Origin of the sequence: Ornithinibacillus bavariensis (assembly GCF_018333235.1) — a bacterium.
Taxonomy (GTDB): domain Bacteria; phylum Bacillota; class Bacilli; order Bacillales; family Amphibacillaceae; genus Ornithinibacillus; species Ornithinibacillus bavariensis.
This window is the reverse complement of the sequence record NZ_BORP01000007.1, coordinates 40,781-55,937: the sequence shown is the minus strand read 5'-3', so window position 1 is coordinate 55,937 and position 15,157 is coordinate 40,781. Positions and strand designations below refer to the sequence as shown.

General features: G+C 36.1%; 19 protein-coding genes. 18 read left to right on the top strand and 1 reads right to left on the bottom strand.

All coding sequences use genetic code 11. From position 1 onward, the window contains the following. Window positions 1-54 precede the first annotated feature (54 nt). The 14 genes from ndk (at window position 55) to KI338_RS15360 (ending at window position 11,341) form a co-directional block, all read left to right on the top strand. The gene (gene ndk, locus KI338_RS15425; protein ID WP_212921918.1) at window positions 55-501 is read left to right on the top strand and encodes a nucleoside-diphosphate kinase; all 447 of its coding nucleotides are present in this window, start codon (window positions 55-57) and stop codon (window positions 499-501) included. 125 nt (window positions 502-626) lie between these two features. Further along, entirely contained in the window at window positions 627-1,400 is a 774-nt protein-coding gene (locus KI338_RS15420) for a CheR family methyltransferase (protein WP_212922043.1), read from the top strand. Window positions 1,401-1,492: 92 nt separating this feature from the next. Beyond that, entirely contained in the window at window positions 1,493-2,659 is a 1,167-nt protein-coding gene (gene aroC, locus KI338_RS15415; protein WP_212921917.1) for a chorismate synthase, read from the top strand. Then, the gene (aroB, locus tag KI338_RS15410; protein ID WP_212921916.1) at window positions 2,659-3,735 is read left to right on the top strand and encodes a 3-dehydroquinate synthase; all 1,077 of its coding nucleotides are present in this window, start codon (window positions 2,659-2,661) and stop codon (window positions 3,733-3,735) included. Before aroC ends, aroB begins: the two co-directional genes overlap by 1 nt. Before the next feature lie 16 nt (window positions 3,736-3,751). Then, a complete protein-coding gene (gene aroA, locus KI338_RS15405) occupies window positions 3,752-5,032 on the top strand; it encodes a 3-phosphoshikimate 1-carboxyvinyltransferase (RefSeq protein WP_212921915.1) in 1,281 nt (426 codons plus the stop codon). A gap of 32 nt (window positions 5,033-5,064) precedes the next feature. Continuing rightward, window positions 5,065-6,315, top strand: a complete 1,251-nt coding sequence (locus KI338_RS15400; protein ID WP_244853686.1) for a tetratricopeptide repeat protein — start codon at window positions 5,065-5,067, stop codon at window positions 6,313-6,315. Window positions 6,316-6,347: 32 nt separating this feature from the next. Then, window positions 6,348-6,923 (top strand): ReoY family proteolytic degradation factor, encoded by a 576-nt coding sequence (locus tag KI338_RS15395; protein ID WP_212921914.1) that lies wholly within the window; start codon window positions 6,348-6,350, stop codon window positions 6,921-6,923. A gap of 91 nt (window positions 6,924-7,014) precedes the next feature. After that, a complete protein-coding gene (locus KI338_RS15390) occupies window positions 7,015-7,482 on the top strand; it encodes a DUF2487 family protein (protein ID WP_212921913.1) in 468 nt (155 codons plus the stop codon). Window positions 7,483-7,611: 129 nt separating this feature from the next. Next, on the top strand, window positions 7,612-8,124 hold the full coding sequence (locus KI338_RS15385) for a QcrA and Rieske domain-containing protein (protein WP_212921912.1): 513 nt from the start codon (window positions 7,612-7,614) through the stop codon (window positions 8,122-8,124). Window positions 8,125-8,130: 6 nt separating this feature from the next. Beyond that, a complete protein-coding gene (qcrB, locus tag KI338_RS15380) occupies window positions 8,131-8,805 on the top strand; it encodes a menaquinol-cytochrome c reductase cytochrome b subunit (RefSeq protein ID WP_212921911.1) in 675 nt (224 codons plus the stop codon). Window positions 8,806-8,821: 16 nt separating this feature from the next. Further along, on the top strand, window positions 8,822-9,598 hold the full coding sequence (locus KI338_RS15375; protein ID WP_212921910.1) for a menaquinol-cytochrome c reductase cytochrome b/c subunit: 777 nt from the start codon (window positions 8,822-8,824) through the stop codon (window positions 9,596-9,598). Between the two features lie 83 nt (window positions 9,599-9,681). Further along, window positions 9,682-10,281 (top strand): lipoprotein heptaprenylglyceryl N-acetyltransferase LhaT, encoded by a 600-nt coding sequence (gene lhaT / locus KI338_RS15370; protein WP_212921909.1) that lies wholly within the window; start codon window positions 9,682-9,684, stop codon window positions 10,279-10,281. Window positions 10,282-10,320: 39 nt separating this feature from the next. Further along, window positions 10,321-10,578 (top strand): sporulation protein YpjB, encoded by a 258-nt coding sequence (locus KI338_RS15365; protein ID WP_212921908.1) that lies wholly within the window; start codon window positions 10,321-10,323, stop codon window positions 10,576-10,578. 73 nt (window positions 10,579-10,651) lie between these two features. After that, complete coding sequence (locus KI338_RS15360; protein WP_212921907.1) at window positions 10,652-11,341, top strand: zinc metallopeptidase; 690 nt, start codon at window positions 10,652-10,654, stop codon at window positions 11,339-11,341. A 78-nt stretch (window positions 11,342-11,419) separates the two neighbouring features. Here KI338_RS15360 and KI338_RS15355 read toward each other — a convergent pair whose 3' ends face one another. Further along, a complete protein-coding gene (locus KI338_RS15355; protein ID WP_244853684.1) occupies window positions 11,420-12,289 on the bottom strand; it encodes a YitT family protein in 870 nt (289 codons plus the stop codon). Between the two features lie 136 nt (window positions 12,290-12,425). On the opposite strand from KI338_RS15355, the gene KI338_RS15350 reads away from it, so the two are divergent. Genes KI338_RS15350 through bshA form a run of 4 tightly spaced genes read left to right on the top strand, consistent with a single transcriptional unit; the run spans window position 12,426 to window position 15,149 of the window. Continuing rightward, window positions 12,426-12,785 carry a nucleotide pyrophosphohydrolase gene (locus KI338_RS15350; RefSeq protein WP_244853682.1) on the top strand — a complete coding sequence of 120 codons (360 nt, stop codon included), beginning with the start codon at window positions 12,426-12,428 and terminating at the stop codon, window positions 12,783-12,785. A 19-nt stretch (window positions 12,786-12,804) separates the two neighbouring features. After that, window positions 12,805-13,596: a 4-hydroxy-tetrahydrodipicolinate reductase gene (gene dapB, locus KI338_RS15345; RefSeq protein WP_212921905.1), complete on the top strand. Its 792-nt coding sequence runs from the start codon at window positions 12,805-12,807 to the stop codon at window positions 13,594-13,596. A 15-nt stretch (window positions 13,597-13,611) separates the two neighbouring features. Then, window positions 13,612-14,028, top strand: a complete 417-nt coding sequence (gene mgsA, locus KI338_RS15340; RefSeq protein WP_212921904.1) for a methylglyoxal synthase — start codon at window positions 13,612-13,614, stop codon at window positions 14,026-14,028. Continuing rightward, window positions 14,025-15,149, top strand: coding sequence for an N-acetyl-alpha-D-glucosaminyl L-malate synthase BshA (gene bshA, locus KI338_RS15335; protein WP_212921903.1), 1,125 nt, complete (start codon window positions 14,025-14,027; stop codon window positions 15,147-15,149). Before mgsA ends, bshA begins: the two co-directional genes overlap by 4 nt. Window positions 15,150-15,157: the final 8 nt, after the last annotated feature.

The following is a 15,157-nucleotide window of genomic DNA, read 5'->3' as shown; positions in this document are numbered from 1 at the left end:
TCTGATAGAATTTAAACGGTTACAAATTACGCTATACATAGAAGAGGTGTTATCATGGAGAAAACGTTTTTAATGGTTAAACCAGATGGGGTACAAAGAAATCTAATTGGTGAAATTGTAAATCGCTTTGAGAGAAAAGGATTTCAATTAGTTGGGGCTAAGCTAATGCAGATTTCAAATGAATTGGCTAGTGAACATTATGGTGAACATAAAGAACGACCATTTTTTGGCGAATTAGTCGATTTCATTACTTCTGGACCAGTCTTTGCGATGGTTTGGGAAGGTGAAAATGTAATTAAAACAGCACGTGAAATGATGGGCAAAACAAATCCTGCTGAAGCAGCACCTGGAACGATCAGAGGAGACTTTGGAGTAACAGTTGGTAAGAATGTTATTCATGGTTCTGATTCACCAGAAAGTGCTGAAAGAGAAATAAATCTATTCTTCGATCAAAAGGAACTAGTGTCCTACACGAAGCAAGATCAATCTTGGATTTACTAAAAATTGGTCGTCTACTAAATAATTTAAAAAATATTTAGGATTTTATAATGCCTCCATGTCAAATGGAGGCATTTTCAAAGATAAGTATTTTGTTAACAATTTCTCATTAAAGAGGCGTTAAAATGATGAACGATTATCAAGTATTCACTGAAAAAGTATATGACAAGCTCAAGATTGATTTAAATCAGTACAAGGAAGCACAGATGAAGCGTAGACTAACCTCGTTGCGAGAGAAAAGAGGGTATTCAGATTTTGCGTCCTATTTTCATGCAATTTTTGGCGATGAAACTCTATTAAATGAATTTGTTGATAGAATTACTATCAATGTTTCCGAGTTTTATCGTAATCCTAAAAGATGGGAAGTATTGAAAGATTCGATTTTTCCAATTTTAAAACAGGAGAAAAAAGAACTAACGATTTGGAGTGCTGCCTGTTCAACGGGAGAGGAACCCTATAGTGTTGCCATATTGCTAAAGGAATACTTTCCAGAGGTTAATGCTACAATCCTTGCAACGGATATAGATGAAAAGGTGTTAGAAAAAGCTAGACAAGGTGTGTACCATGAACAAGCATTAAGAGAACTACCACAGTCCTTAAAAGCGAAACACTTTAAACAGGATGGCGACATTTTTTCAGTAAACACAGATATAAAACGGCGAATACGATTTAAAAAACATAATTTACTTGAGGATTCTTATCCGAAAGACGTCGATTTAATAATCTGTCGGAATGTATTAATTTATTTTACAGATCATGCAAAAGAAAAAATTTATCATCATTTTACAAAATCCCTTGTACAAAATGGTTTTTTATTCGTTGGAAGCACAGAACAAATATTTAGTCCAAATAAATATGGGCTGCAATTATTCGATACATTTTTCTATCAAAAGAAGAATTAGTTAAAATGCTCTAATCGTTTGGGGCATTTTTTTCTATTTTGAACGTCAATTGGTTTATAATTAAGAGAGACAAACATTACAGGAGGTAGGCCATGCGATATTTAACAGCGGGTGAATCTCATGGAAAACAATTAACAACGATAATCGAAGGGATACCTGCACAATTGCCATTGACAAAAGAAGATATTAATCATTCTCTATTACGTAGACAAAAGGGTTATGGTCGTGGAAAACGGATGCAGATTGAAAAAGATTTGGTAGAGATTATGAGTGGAGTACGGCATGGCTATACATTGGGTTCGCCTATTTCATTAGTAATCCATAATGATGACTTTAAGCATTGGACAGATATCATGGGTGAGGACCCATTAGAAGATAATAAACCACTGAGAAGAGTGGTTACTCGTCCTCGTCCTGGCCATGCAGATTTAAATGGAGCAATAAAATACGGACATCGTGACATGCGAAATGTACTTGAACGTTCTTCTGCACGTGAAACTGCTGCTAGGGTTGCAGCTGGTGCTGTGGCAAAAACATTATTGCATCATCTGGGAATTGAAATATGTGGTTATGTAAAAGAGATTGGTGGAATTCAGGCGGAAGATATGCCTCATCTTACCATCCATGAAAGGCAAACCATTTCTGAGGTTTCTCCGGTTCGAACCTTGGATAACATAGCAGAACAAAAGATGATTGATGCGATTGATACCGCCAAAAGGGAAGGAGATTCCTTAGGTGGTGTAGCTGAAGTTTATGTGACAGGAGTTCCAGCAGGGATTGGTTCCTACGTCCACTATGATCGTAAATTAGATGGACGTATAGCTTCTGCTGTCGTTAGTATTAATGCCTTTAAAGGAGTAGAATTTGGGATAGGATTTGAAGCCGCCCGTAGACCTGGTAGTATGGTGCATGATGAAATACGTTGGCATGAGACTGAAGGCTATTATCGGGAAACAAACCGCTTAGGTGGCTTTGAAGGCGGTATGACTACAGGAATGCCTATTGTTGTAAAAGGTGTAATGAAGCCAATACCAACCTTAATGAAGCCTTTAGAGAGTGTAGATATTGAAACAAAAGAAGTCTTCAAAGCAAGTGTAGAACGCTCAGATGCATGTGCTGTTCCCGCTGCTGCTGTAGTCATGGAACATGTTGTGGCTATCGAATTAGCGAAAGCGATTCTGGAACAGTTCCCAAATGACCGTTTTCCAATTTTAAAGAAGGCAATTCATGATTATCGTGAAGAAATAAGGAGATTTTAATGGAACGTTTAGTTGTAAATTCTTCTCTGCAATCTTATACGATTTATATGGAGGAGAAGAGTCGTTTTAAAATACCGAAGCTTCTAAAGAAGGAATATTCCTCTATCCTTATCATTACAGATACGAATGTGGCTAAGCTGTATTCGAATGATATTGTTTCAAGCTTTCCACATGACAAAGTGTATGTGGTAGTAGTAGATGCGGGGGAACAAACGAAAAGTCTAGATACATTTTATTATCTTCATACAAAAGCAATTGAATACGGACTGGATCGAGAGTCCTTAATCATTGCGCTTGGTGGAGGGGTTATTGGTGACTTAGCTGGATTTGTGGCAGCTACGTTTATGCGAGGAATCGATTATGTTCAAATGCCGACAACCATTCTAGCTCATGACAGTAGTGTAGGTGGAAAAGTTGCCATTAATCATGAGAAAGGCAAGAATTTGATCGGAAGTTTTTATCCGCCAATCCTTGTTTTGTATGATACAGATACATTGAAAACATTACCAGCGAGAGAAGTACGTTCAGGCTTTGCTGAAATTATTAAAGAAGCGATGCTCGCTGATAGCGATCTGTTTGACCGGTTAATGTCCGTGTCTCTAGAGGGTTTGACATTAGAGGCATTAAATCTGTTTATCTATTCTGGACTTCAAATAAAAATAAAATTAGTGGAAGCGGATGAAAAAGAAACAGGAAATAGAAAGTTTTTGAACCTTGGCCACACATTAGGACATGCACTAGAGGCAAAGCTTGGGTATGGTGTCTTAACACACGGAGAAGCAGTTGCTATTGGGCTATTATTTATGATTTATGTTAGTGAGCGAGAATTGGGAGCAAGTTTACCAACGGAAACATTAATAAAGTGGTTTAAAAAGAACGGGTATATAAATCCTCTTACACTTGATATGGTAGATGAGTTAGTAGAAATAATCTTGCATGATAAGAAAACAGTTAATCAAAAAATACAAATGATATTATTAAGAAATTTAGCTGGGCCTATTATTCAACCACTAGAAGCTAAGAAACTTAAAAGCTATCTTCAAGGATTTATAGTGGACGGAATCTCAAAGAGGTGATGTGGTGGAAGCATTAATGTATAAAAGGAAATACTTAATAAAGGGAGAACTTCAAGTCCCAGGTGATAAATCTATCTCACATCGTGCAGTTATTTTAGGATCAATTGCGAACGGTAGAACTGAAATAGTAAATTTCTTAGATAGTGAGGATTGTATGCGTACCGTTGAAGCCTTTCGCTTGATGGGAGTATCTATACAAAAGAACGACAATGTATTAATAATTGATGGCAAAGGACTACATGGATTAGTTGAACCGACAATGCCACTTTATTTTGGAAATTCAGGTACGACTGCAAGACTTATGCTTGGTTTGTTATCGGGATTACCGTTTTCAACCCTCGTTTATGGAGATAAGTCGTTAACGAAACGGCCAATGGAAAGAGTAATAAAGCCATTACAACAAATGGGTGTACAGACTATAGGAAGAAAGGAATCGAATTATCTACCATTAGCGTTAAGAGGTGGTAGCTTAACAGGGATTACGTATAATATTCCAGTTAAAAGTGCACAGGTTAAATCTGCATTGTTGCTCGCAGGTTTACTAGCAAATGGGAAGACAACTGTAATTGAACAAGGACAAACAAGGAACCACTCTGAAAATATGCTAAAAGCATTTGGTGCTTCCATAGAAGTAGAAGACAATATGATTACAATTGATTCAAGTATGTCCCTAAAAGCCACGGATGTTTATATACCAGGTGATATTTCATCTGCAGCATTTTTAATGGCTGCTGCAGCAATAATACCCGGAAGTAATTTGGTAATTAAAAATGTCGGATTAAATGAAACAAGAACTGGATTTTTAGATGTATTAACAAATATGGGTGGTCTATACACCCTTTCAAATATTCGAGATAGTGGTGGAGAAACAATTGGAGATATCTCAATTACTTATAATGAATTAACAGGAACTGTGATTTCAGGAGAAATTGTTCCAAGGCTAATTGATGAAATACCTATAATTGCCTTGCTAGCTACGCAAGCAAAGGGAAAAACAATCATCAAGGATGCGAGTGAATTACGTGTAAAGGAAACGGATCGAATTCAAGCTGTAGTAGATGTGTTAACTAAGTTAGGTGCAAACATAGTCGAAACGAAGGATGGCATGGAGATTGTAGGAGGAACGAACTTAACTGGGGGTACAGTATCTTCATATGATGATCATCGAATAGCTATGATGATAGTGATCGCTTCGTTAGTTACCACGGATATTGTTAAGGTGGATGAATTACAATCTATTGCTATTTCCTACCCTCGTTTTATGCAAGATTTAGAATCTGTATTAAGAAATATGTAGTATGAATTTCTGAAGGAAAGGGCTAGAGTCACGTGAATATTTTACAAGAAGCTGAGAAATTAATGGAAAAAGATCAAGTAGAACAAGCGATGGAGCTTATCCAAGGTCATATGGAAAAAGCCACTGACGAAGAATTATATTCTTTCGCTGAGTTCTATATGCAATGGGGATTTTTGATTGAAGCAGAGGAAATTTTCAAGCAATTGTTAGTGAAATATCCAGAAGAGACGGAGATTAAATTATTATTGACGGATATTTATATCGAGCAAGAAAAAGATGAAGTAGCAATAGATTTATTGAACTCCATTCCGGAGGAGGAGGATGAATCTTATTTACAGGTTCTCGTTGCCTTGGCAGACCTCTATCAAGCTCAAGCATTGTTTGAAGTAGCTGAACAGAAGCTACTGAAAGCAAAAGAGTTAAACCCTGAAGAACCTATTATTGACTTGGCCTTAGGAGAACTTTATTATTCGTTGGGAGATTACAAGCGTGCAATTACGTTTTATGAAAAAACAATGAAAGTAGATATTCCGAATATCCCTATTCATGAACGTCTTGCTGAGTCATATGCAAATGTTGGAGAATATGAACTAGCTTTAAACTTTTATGAGAAATCTGATAGTAATAATCCAGATTTTTTATATCGATATGGGTTTACAGCTCATCAAGCAGACAGAATGGATATCGCTATCAATGTATGGAAGAAATTACTTCAGGAGGATCCAGATTATCATACTGCTTATCTTCAATTGGCAAAGGCATATGAAAGCGAGGAAATGGTACAGGAAGCTTATGATACTGCTAAAGCAGGTGTTAAAAAAGATGAGTTTAATAAAGAATTGTACTTTGTCGCTGGACATTTAGCACATCAATTAGGTTTAGAAGAAGAAAGCGAAAAGCTTATACGAGAGGCGATTACCTTAGACTCAGATTATAAGGAAGCTGTCCTGTTTCTTGTTGAATTGTTAAAGGAACAGGAACAATATGAAAAAATTATTGATTTAATTATCAATGTAAAAGATACTGGTGGAGACGATCCTATTTATGACTGGGAGTTAGCACGTGCATTTCGTGAATCAGAATCATATAATGATGCATTAAACAGCTATCAGGATGCATATAATAGCTTACAACACGATAGCGACTTTTTAAAAGAATATGGATACTTCTTAACTGAAGAAGGGAGGATACAAGAAGCTGTTCAAGTATTTGAAGCATATTTAGTTCAAGATCCCCAAGATGATGAAGTCTTAGAATATGTACTGCGATTAAAAGAGATGTAAAATGATCCATAGGGGAGGAGGTACCAGGTTCCATGCAAACTCCTGTTTCCGCAAAAGACAAAAAGAAATTTCTACAATGGTTTCTTAGTAATTATCAATTAAAAAAGCGAGAAAGTGTATGGATTCTTAATTACTTAATTAATCATCATGAGATTTTAGAGAATGTCCATTTCGTGCATGATGCTAAATTCTGTCTAAGAAGTGTTATTATTACTAGTCAGTGTTCTAAAGAAGTACCATTTCGGTTTTATAAAAATCATCTTGTTACTACTGACGCAGAAAAGGCATTTCATGATATTCGCTTAAATCAGCATGAGTCCTTATATATTCAATTAAATTTTGATAAATCGAATCAAAATCATATGTATGCTGCAGTGCTAGAAGAAAACCCTTTTGTACCAGATGAATATGTAATAACGCAGCAAGATAGAGAAAATGCTGATTTCTTACTTGAAAATTCCTTATATGAATTTAAGAAGAAACAATTATTACAACGAATTGATCAATCACTTGATGAGCAAGACCGTGATAAATTTCATCAGCTTGTAGAAGAATTACAAGTGTTAGAGGAAAAAATGCTGAATCAACCTAGCTTACAGGAGCATTAGGTTGATTTTTTTTGAACATAAAAGTAAGATTTACAAAGGAAATAATAATTTATTTATTTTGGGTACATACTATAGAAAGGTGGCTACATATATGCTTTGGACAAAACAAGATATGCAGGTATATATAAAGCAAAAAGAATATATAGACACTGCTATCTTACCAATCATTCCTTTTCAATTATCCCATGAGAACGATATGGATAAAAGCACCTCGAAGCGTGAGGTTTTATCTATATTTGCTACTGTAATTGAAAAAGAACTTTCCGGCCGGGTATTATTAATACCAAACTATTATTATTTAGAATATGGTGATAAAGCACAAGAAGTGGATCGATTAAATAGGTGGACAGAGGAAATTCAAAAGCAGCCCTTTAAACATGTTTTTATAGTAACATTTGATTCTAGCTGGAAGAAATTTGAGAAGGAACTTGAAGCAAATCTATTGTGGTTACCTGGCTTCCAAGCAGACGATCTTTATGATGGAAAAACACAGCAGTTGATTCAGGGACAGGTTCAAGATGTTGTAGAATTAATACGGAGCTACTGGCAACAGAGGTAAAAAGTGAATTTTTTGGAACAAATATGGATATTTATTGACCGAGTTGATAGTTTACGCTATCATGGTAATGTCCTAGTAATATAATTAAAATTTTATTGTCCGTGATTATCGTGAAGAGGGGGGAAAATCATGAGTGAAGATAAGCAACAAGTGTCCCGTCGTCAATTTCTTAATTATACGCTTACAGGTGTAGGTGGATTTATGGCTGCAGGTATACTTGCACCAATGCTTAGAATGGCAATTGACCCTGTGTTAAAACCATCTAAATCAGGTGAATTTGTAAATGTTGGTCTTGCAGTTGAAGATATTACAACAACACCACAGCGTATCGATTGGAAAGTTGATCAGGTTGATGGATGGTATGAATCAAAAGTTGGTAGAGCTGCGTGGGTATACAAGGATGAAAATGGAGATATTATAGCCCTTTCCCCAATTTGTAAGCATTTAGGTTGTGTGGTGTCATGGGAAGGAAGCGAACAATTTCCGAATCAATTCTATTGCCCATGTCATGATGGACGTTACACAAAAGATGGTGTCAATGTTCCAAATACACCACCAACAGCACCACTAGATACTTATCAACAAAAAGTGGAAAATGGCATGTTATATTTAGGAAAAGCAGTACCTAGAAAGGGGGCGTAATAATTCATGCTACAAAAAATTTATGATTGGATTGATGAGCGAATTGATATTACGCCAATCTGGCGGGATATTGCTGACCATGAGGTGCCAGAACATGTAAACCCAGCTCATCACTTTTCAGCATTTGTTTACTGTTTTGGTGGTTTAACATTCTTTGTTGTTGTAATCCAAATTTTATCTGGTATGTTTCTAACGATGTACTATGTACCAGACATTGAAAACGCTTGGAAATCAGTTTATTATTTACAAACAGAAGTTGCACATGGTCAAATAGTTCGTGGTATGCACCACTGGGGCGCTAGTGTTGTTATCGTCATGCTTTTATTACATACTTTACGCGTATTCTTCCAAGGAGCATATAAGAAGCCTCGTGAGCTTAACTGGATGGTTGGGGTTCTAATCTTCTTTGTCATGCTTGGATTAGGATTTACAGGTTACTTACTACCGTGGGACAACAAAGCATATTTTGCAACACAGGTTGGTTTAGAAATTGCCGATCAAGTTCCACTTATAGGACCAGAGCTGAAAACTTTATTAGCTGGTGATCCTGAGATAGTAGGTGCACAAACATTAACACGGTTCTTTGCAATTCACGTATTTTTCTTACCAGGTGCGTTATTTGCACTACTTGCAGTCCACTTTATCTTAATTCGTAGACAAGGTATATCAGGGCCACTATAAAAAGGAGGGGAAAGCTATGCATAGAGGTAAAGGTATGAAATTTGTCGGAGACTCTCGTGTTTCCGCAGATCGTAAAGCATCACAAATACCAAAAGATTATTCAGAGTATCCTGGCAGAACCGAAGCTTTCTGGCCTAACTTTTTATTAAAAGAGTGGTTAGCTGGAGCTGTATTTTTAATAGGGTTTTTATGCTTAACTTTAGCACATCCATCTCCACTTGAAGGAATGGCAGACCCTACAAATGCATCTTATATCCCATTACCTGACTGGTATTTCTTGTTCTTATACGAGTTGCTTAAATATGAATTTGCTAGTGGCGATTATATTTTAATTGGTATTCTTGGAATTCCAGGACTAGCATTTGGAGCTTTATTACTTGCTCCATTTTTAGACAAAGGCCCAGGCCGCAGACCACATCAACGACCAATTGCAGTTATCATGATGTTATTAGCATTAACCTCTGTTATTTGGTTAACTTGGACATCTGCAGAGCATGTTGATTGGGAAGCTCGTGCTGAAATGAATAAACCAATTCCGCCTAGCAACATTGAAATTAATAAAGATGATCCGGGATATGCAGTATATGAGGCTAACTGTATGGGCTGTCATGGAGACGCTTTACAAGGGGTTTCTGCTCCTCCTTTAATCGGTACGGAGCATACTGCTGAAGAGATTGCGAAGATCGCTAGAGAGGGTATTAACACAATGCCAGCAAATATCTTCAAGGGTACTGATGAAGAACTCGATCAGCTTGTGAAATTTATTATGTCTGTAAATGAACAAGCCGAATAAAATGTAATTTAAAAAAGCACCTTTGCCTTTCATGGTAAGGGTGCTTTTTCTTCCATTTGATTGCATAAAAGGAGGTAGGTTGAATGTTAAAGGCTATACTTCTCGATAAGCGATTTTTAATCGTTTTGTTGATTATCAATTTACTTGGCACTATTTATGGATATTATTGGTACCGTTATCAATTAGCAATAACACCAGATATTTTTTTACTATTTGTGCCAGATAGCCCAACGGCTAGTTTATTCTTTACTATTTTCTTGTTGTTTTTCATCTATAATAAGCATTTTCCGTTAGTAGAGGCACTTGCAATCATTACTTTATTTAAATATGGGGTGTGGGCAGTTGTTATGAACCTTTTAACCTTATTGGTTAATGGAAGTCTAAGTCCAGAGGGGTATATGCTAATGGCTTCTCATGGTGCAATGGCTATCCAGGGACTACTCTATGCTCCTTACTATAAAATTAAAGTAATACATATTGTAATTGCAGCTATCTGGACATTACATAACGATGTCATTGATTATGTGTTTGGAATGATGCCTTTATACAAGTCCTTAACAGAGTACATGGACAAGATCGGCTATTTTACATTTTGGTTAAGTATTATATCCATCTTAATTGCCTATAAACTGACAAAAGACGATAAAAAGATAGGTTCACAGTCATATATGAAAGCCCCTTAACATACATTATAACGATGATTAACCAACGGGGTGATCTCTATGAGGAATAGCAAAATTAGTAAAACCATCATCTGTATCATCATAGGGATTATATTATATGTCATTATTGATTTGATTATTGGAGAGGTGGTTAATGCCAATCCTGGGGGGATGAGAGAGGGAAACGAAGAAATGTTTCCCTTTTATTGGTTAATATTGATTGTCGGTGGCTCTATTATGAGTACATTAACCTATGTAAGTTGGAGAAAATATAAAGGTGAAAAGAGGGCAAAACAAGATCAACAGAACGACAAATAAATTGACGGTTTTTTTGACTTTGACTATAATTGACTATATAAAATAACTTTACTTCATTGGAGGAATGAATCGAATGGGTGCATTTGGTTCCTATTTAATTTATTTAGCACTTATTATGATTATCCCGTTATGGGCTCAATCAAGAGTTAAAAGTACGTATAACAAATATTCAAAGGTATCTACCTCATCTATGATGACTGGGGCACAGGTTGCTAGAAAGATTCTAGATGATAATGGACTCTATAATGTCGAGATTCATGAGACTAGAGGAATGCTTACTGATCATTACGATCCACGTAAAAAGGCTGTTTTCTTATCCAGTGGTATTTATCATGGTCAATCTATGGCTTCATCTGCTGTGGCAGCACATGAGGTTGGACATGCTATTCAAGATGCAGAATCTTATGCTTTCTTACGTTTTAGAAGTGCATTAGTTCCTATAGCTAATTTTGGCTCAAATATATCCATCTTTTTAATAATTGTTGGTTTTATATTGAATGTTATGGAATTGGCTACTGTTGGAGTTGTCTTTATGGGAGCAGCAGTATTATTTCAATTAGTTACACTACCAGTTGAATTTGATGCATCAAATCGTGCGATGGCACAACTTGTATCTACTGGAGTAATCCGAAATAATGAAGAACGAGAAACCAAAAAGGTGTTAAGTGCTGCAGCAATGACCTATGTAGCAGCAGCATTAGTGGCAGTAGCTGAGCTATTACGTTTTGTTCTAATTATTGTAAGTGCAAATAATCGGGAATAAAGGGAATAGCTAAAGTCTCACATGGATAAGAGAAATCATGAGGAAAAGGATGCTAGAGAACAAGTCTCTAGCATCCTTTTAATGATTTATTGGATTTTTATTTTCGTCAAGAGTAAATCCTTCTCCAGCCACATCATGCACGGCACTAACTGCAACAAAAGCGTGTGGGTCAATACTATTTATGATATTTTTTAATTTGACAATTTCGTTTCGACCAACTACACAATACAAAACTTCCCGTTTTTCTCCTGTGAAACTGCCTCGTCCATCTAGAACAGTTACACCACGCTCCATTTTTTGCATAATTTGATTCGCAATTTCATCACTTTTTGCAGAAATAATAGTTGCCCCTCTAGCTGAGTACGCACCTTCCTGTATAAAATCAATTACTCTTGCACCAACATAAACAGCGACTAAGGTATACATTCCTTGTCTTAGCTGAAGAATGGTAAATACTGAAGTAGCGATTACTACAAAGTCAAACATAAACATCGTTTTTCCCATACTCCAACCAACATATTTATGTACAATTCTAGCAATAATATCTACACCACCAGTGGTTCCACCATACCGAAAGACAATTCCTAAGCCGACACCGATAAAAACCCCAGCAAATAAGGCTACCAGAAGCATGTCATTCTCTAAATGGATGCGATAGGGATTTAGTTGAAATAAACTTAGAAACAGTGATACAGAAAGGGTTCCAATTACTGTATACAAAAACGTATTTCTTCCTAAAAATTTCCATCCTATAAGTAGAACAGGGACATTTAAAACGATGTTCGTTATGGCTGGATCCCATTTAAAAGCAAAATAAAGAATAAGGGTAATACCAGTAAAGCCTCCCTCACCTAAATTATGCTGCATATTAAAATGAACGATTCCAAACGAAAAAATTGCTGATCCGATTAAAATAAATAGGATATTTTTAATTTTTAATCCAAACAATGATGATACCTCCATTTTCCCGTAACCTTGATAGCGCTTTTTCTATTATAATCAATTTGACAGTTTGTAACAATGTTTTATCTATGCTAAATAATTTGTCAAATAATCTGGGATTCGCTAACATGAAAGAAGGAATTTGAAAATAAAGGAGAAGATTATTATCGAATCACCAATTTATTCTACAAAAGAAATTCAGGAACGGGTAGATAATTATATAAGTCAATTTAAAGAAGGCTATTTTTCACCTTTGGCTTTGATGGCAAGATTGACCGAGGAGGCGGGAGAGCTCGCTAGGGAAATAAATCATTATTACGGGGAAAAACCAAAAAAACCAACTGAAGAAGCAAATACAATTGAAGATGAATTAGGAGATATATTGTTTGTTATAACGTGCCTAGCTAACTCCTTACATATAGATTTATCGAATTCTTTTAATCGCTCGATGACCAAATTTGAAACAAGGGATAAAGATAGGTGGACACGCAAGGATAGCTAGTACTAGGAGGAAATCTGTGATGAGTATAAAAATCGTTATAGCTGGTCCACGTGGACGTATGGGTAGTGAAGCAGTCTCTATGGTGTTAGAAGAACCTAGTTTTTCTTTAATCGGATGTGTCGATCGAATCGTGTCGCCCATATCAATAATGGAAGAAAACCATATACCAGTATTCACAAGTTTCGAAGAATGTCTCTATACACTACCTGACGTGGATGTATTAATTGATCTAACTGTAGCAGAGTCTGGTTTTAATCATATTATGATGGCTCTTGAGCATAAGGTTCGATGTGTGGTTGGTACAACTGGCTTTACGAGTCAACAGCTTAACGATATTCAAGATACCGCTGTAAAAAACCAAACAGGGTGTATCGTTGCTCCTAATTTTGCAATCGGAGCAGTATTAATGATGCATTTTTCAAAGGTAGCAGCTAAATTTTTCCCAGATGTAGAAATTATCGAAAAACACCATGCTCAAAAAATTGATGCACCATCAGGGACCGCTTTAAAAACAGTAGAGATGATTAAAGAAGTCCGGAAAAGTAGAGATCAAGGTCACATTTACGAGCTTGAGACGATGATAGGGGCTAGGGGTGCAACTGATGATGGTGTACACATCCATAGCGTGAGACTCCCTGGCCATGTCGCTCATCAGGAAGTTATCTTTGGTGGCGATGGACAAACTCTAACAATTAAACACGATTCCATAAATCGTAAGTCGTTTATGGAAGGTATTAAATTATCAGTTAAGCAAGTCATGCAATTAAATGATTATGTATATGGTTTGGACAATATCCTTGATTTAACCTAAACAGGAGGCCGTTAAATGAATATTGCACTTATTGCCCATGATAAGAAAAAACAAATAATGGTAAGCTTTGCTATTGCCTACCAGCATGTATTAAAAAAGCATAAACTATTTGCGACAGGTACAACTGGAAAACGAATAACTGATGAGACTGGTTTAGTAATTCATCGATTTCAATCTGGTCCGCTTGGAGGGGATCAACAAATTGGAGCGATGGTAGCAAATAATGAAATGGATATGGTTATTTTTTTTAGAGATCCACTCACCGCACAGCCACATGAACCAGATGTAACAGCTTTAATTCGTCTTTGTGATGTTCATGAAATACCGCTTGCTACAAATCTAGGTTCAGCGGAGATTTTTATTCATGGACTAGAACGAGGAGATTTAAATTGGAGAGAAATTATAAAACAGAAGAAGGCTAGAGGAGAATGAAAAAAATTGGTATTACGTGTTATCCTACAGTTGGAGGATCGGGTGTAATTGCAACAGAGTTAGGAATACTTTTAGCAGAACAAGGTCATGAAATTCATTTTATAACCTCGAGTGTTCCTTTCCGGCTAGACCGTGTGTATCCTTCGATCTATTATCATGAGGTAGAAATGAGCCATTATCCTGTTTTTCAATATCCACCTTATGATTTAGCATTAGCTACAAAAATGGCAGAGGTAATTGATCGAGAGGAACTTGATATTTTACATGTCCATTACGCCTTACCACATGCAATTTGTGCAATTCTAGCAAGAGACATGGCAGAGCGTGATGTTAAGATTGTGACTACTTTACACGGGACAGATATTACGGTATTGGGGATTGATAATACCTTTAACCGAATGATTAAATATGGAATTGAAAAATCGGATGCAGTAACTGCAGTTTCGCAGGACCTAGTAGCACAAACTAGGGAAATGATTCATACAGAAAAAGATATTCATGTCATTTATAATTTTGTAAATGAAGCGGATTACCATAAAAAAGATTTAAATTTAATAAAAGAACAATACGGTATTCATCCCGATGAGAAGGTCGTTATTCACATTTCAAATTTCCGTAAAGTAAAGCGTTTAGGGGATATTGTACAAACGTTTAAACAAATAAAAGACCATGTGAATGCAAAATTACTACTGGTTGGTGATGGCCCTGAATATTCAAATACCTTTAACCTAGTAACAAAGCTAGGGCTGGAAAAAGATGTATTATTTCTAGGTAAACAGAATAATATTAGCGATTTATTATCCATAGCTGATTTGAATTTATTAATGTCTGAAAAAGAAAGCTTTGGGCTTGTTCTTTTAGAGGCTATGGCTTGTGAAGTGCCTTGTATTGGAACTAAAGTAGGTGGAATCCCAGAGGTTATTCTTCATGATGAAACTGGATATTTAGTAGAGCTTGGTGATACTGAGACAGCAGCTAATTATGCAATTAGGCTATTAAGGGATGAAGAATTACATCATATTTTTGCTAAAAATTCGTTTGAACACGTGAGAAAATATTTTCATTCATCCATCATTTTGAAGCAGTATATGGAATTATATCATAACGTTTTAGGGCAATGAGGTGGCGT

What these genes read in the sequence shown, in the direction of transcription:
- ndk (WP_212921918.1), top strand. Translation starts at nt 55, where the DNA reads ATGGAGAAAACGTTTTTAATGGTTAAACCAGATGGGGTACAAAGAAAT.
- KI338_RS15420 (WP_212922043.1), top strand. Translation starts at nt 627, where the DNA reads ATGAACGATTATCAAGTATTCACTGAAAAAGTATATGACAAGCTCAAG.
- aroC (WP_212921917.1), top strand. Translation starts at nt 1,493, where the DNA reads ATGCGATATTTAACAGCGGGTGAATCTCATGGAAAACAATTAACAACG.
- aroB (WP_212921916.1), top strand. Translation starts at nt 2,659, where the DNA reads ATGGAACGTTTAGTTGTAAATTCTTCTCTGCAATCTTATACGATTTAT.
- aroA (WP_212921915.1), top strand. Translation starts at nt 3,752, where the DNA reads ATGTATAAAAGGAAATACTTAATAAAGGGAGAACTTCAAGTCCCAGGT.
- KI338_RS15395 (WP_212921914.1), top strand. Translation starts at nt 6,348, where the DNA reads ATGCAAACTCCTGTTTCCGCAAAAGACAAAAAGAAATTTCTACAATGG.
- KI338_RS15390 (WP_212921913.1), top strand. Translation starts at nt 7,015, where the DNA reads ATGCTTTGGACAAAACAAGATATGCAGGTATATATAAAGCAAAAAGAA.
- KI338_RS15385 (WP_212921912.1), top strand. Translation starts at nt 7,612, where the DNA reads ATGAGTGAAGATAAGCAACAAGTGTCCCGTCGTCAATTTCTTAATTAT.
- qcrB (WP_212921911.1), top strand. Translation starts at nt 8,131, where the DNA reads ATGCTACAAAAAATTTATGATTGGATTGATGAGCGAATTGATATTACG.
- KI338_RS15375 (WP_212921910.1), top strand. Translation starts at nt 8,822, where the DNA reads ATGCATAGAGGTAAAGGTATGAAATTTGTCGGAGACTCTCGTGTTTCC.
- lhaT (WP_212921909.1), top strand. Translation starts at nt 9,682, where the DNA reads ATGTTAAAGGCTATACTTCTCGATAAGCGATTTTTAATCGTTTTGTTG.
- KI338_RS15365 (WP_212921908.1), top strand. Translation starts at nt 10,321, where the DNA reads ATGAGGAATAGCAAAATTAGTAAAACCATCATCTGTATCATCATAGGG.
- KI338_RS15360 (WP_212921907.1), top strand. Translation starts at nt 10,652, where the DNA reads ATGGGTGCATTTGGTTCCTATTTAATTTATTTAGCACTTATTATGATT.
- dapB (WP_212921905.1), top strand. Translation starts at nt 12,805, where the DNA reads ATGAGTATAAAAATCGTTATAGCTGGTCCACGTGGACGTATGGGTAGT.
- mgsA (WP_212921904.1), top strand. Translation starts at nt 13,612, where the DNA reads ATGAATATTGCACTTATTGCCCATGATAAGAAAAAACAAATAATGGTA.
- bshA (WP_212921903.1), top strand. Translation starts at nt 14,025, where the DNA reads ATGAAAAAAATTGGTATTACGTGTTATCCTACAGTTGGAGGATCGGGT.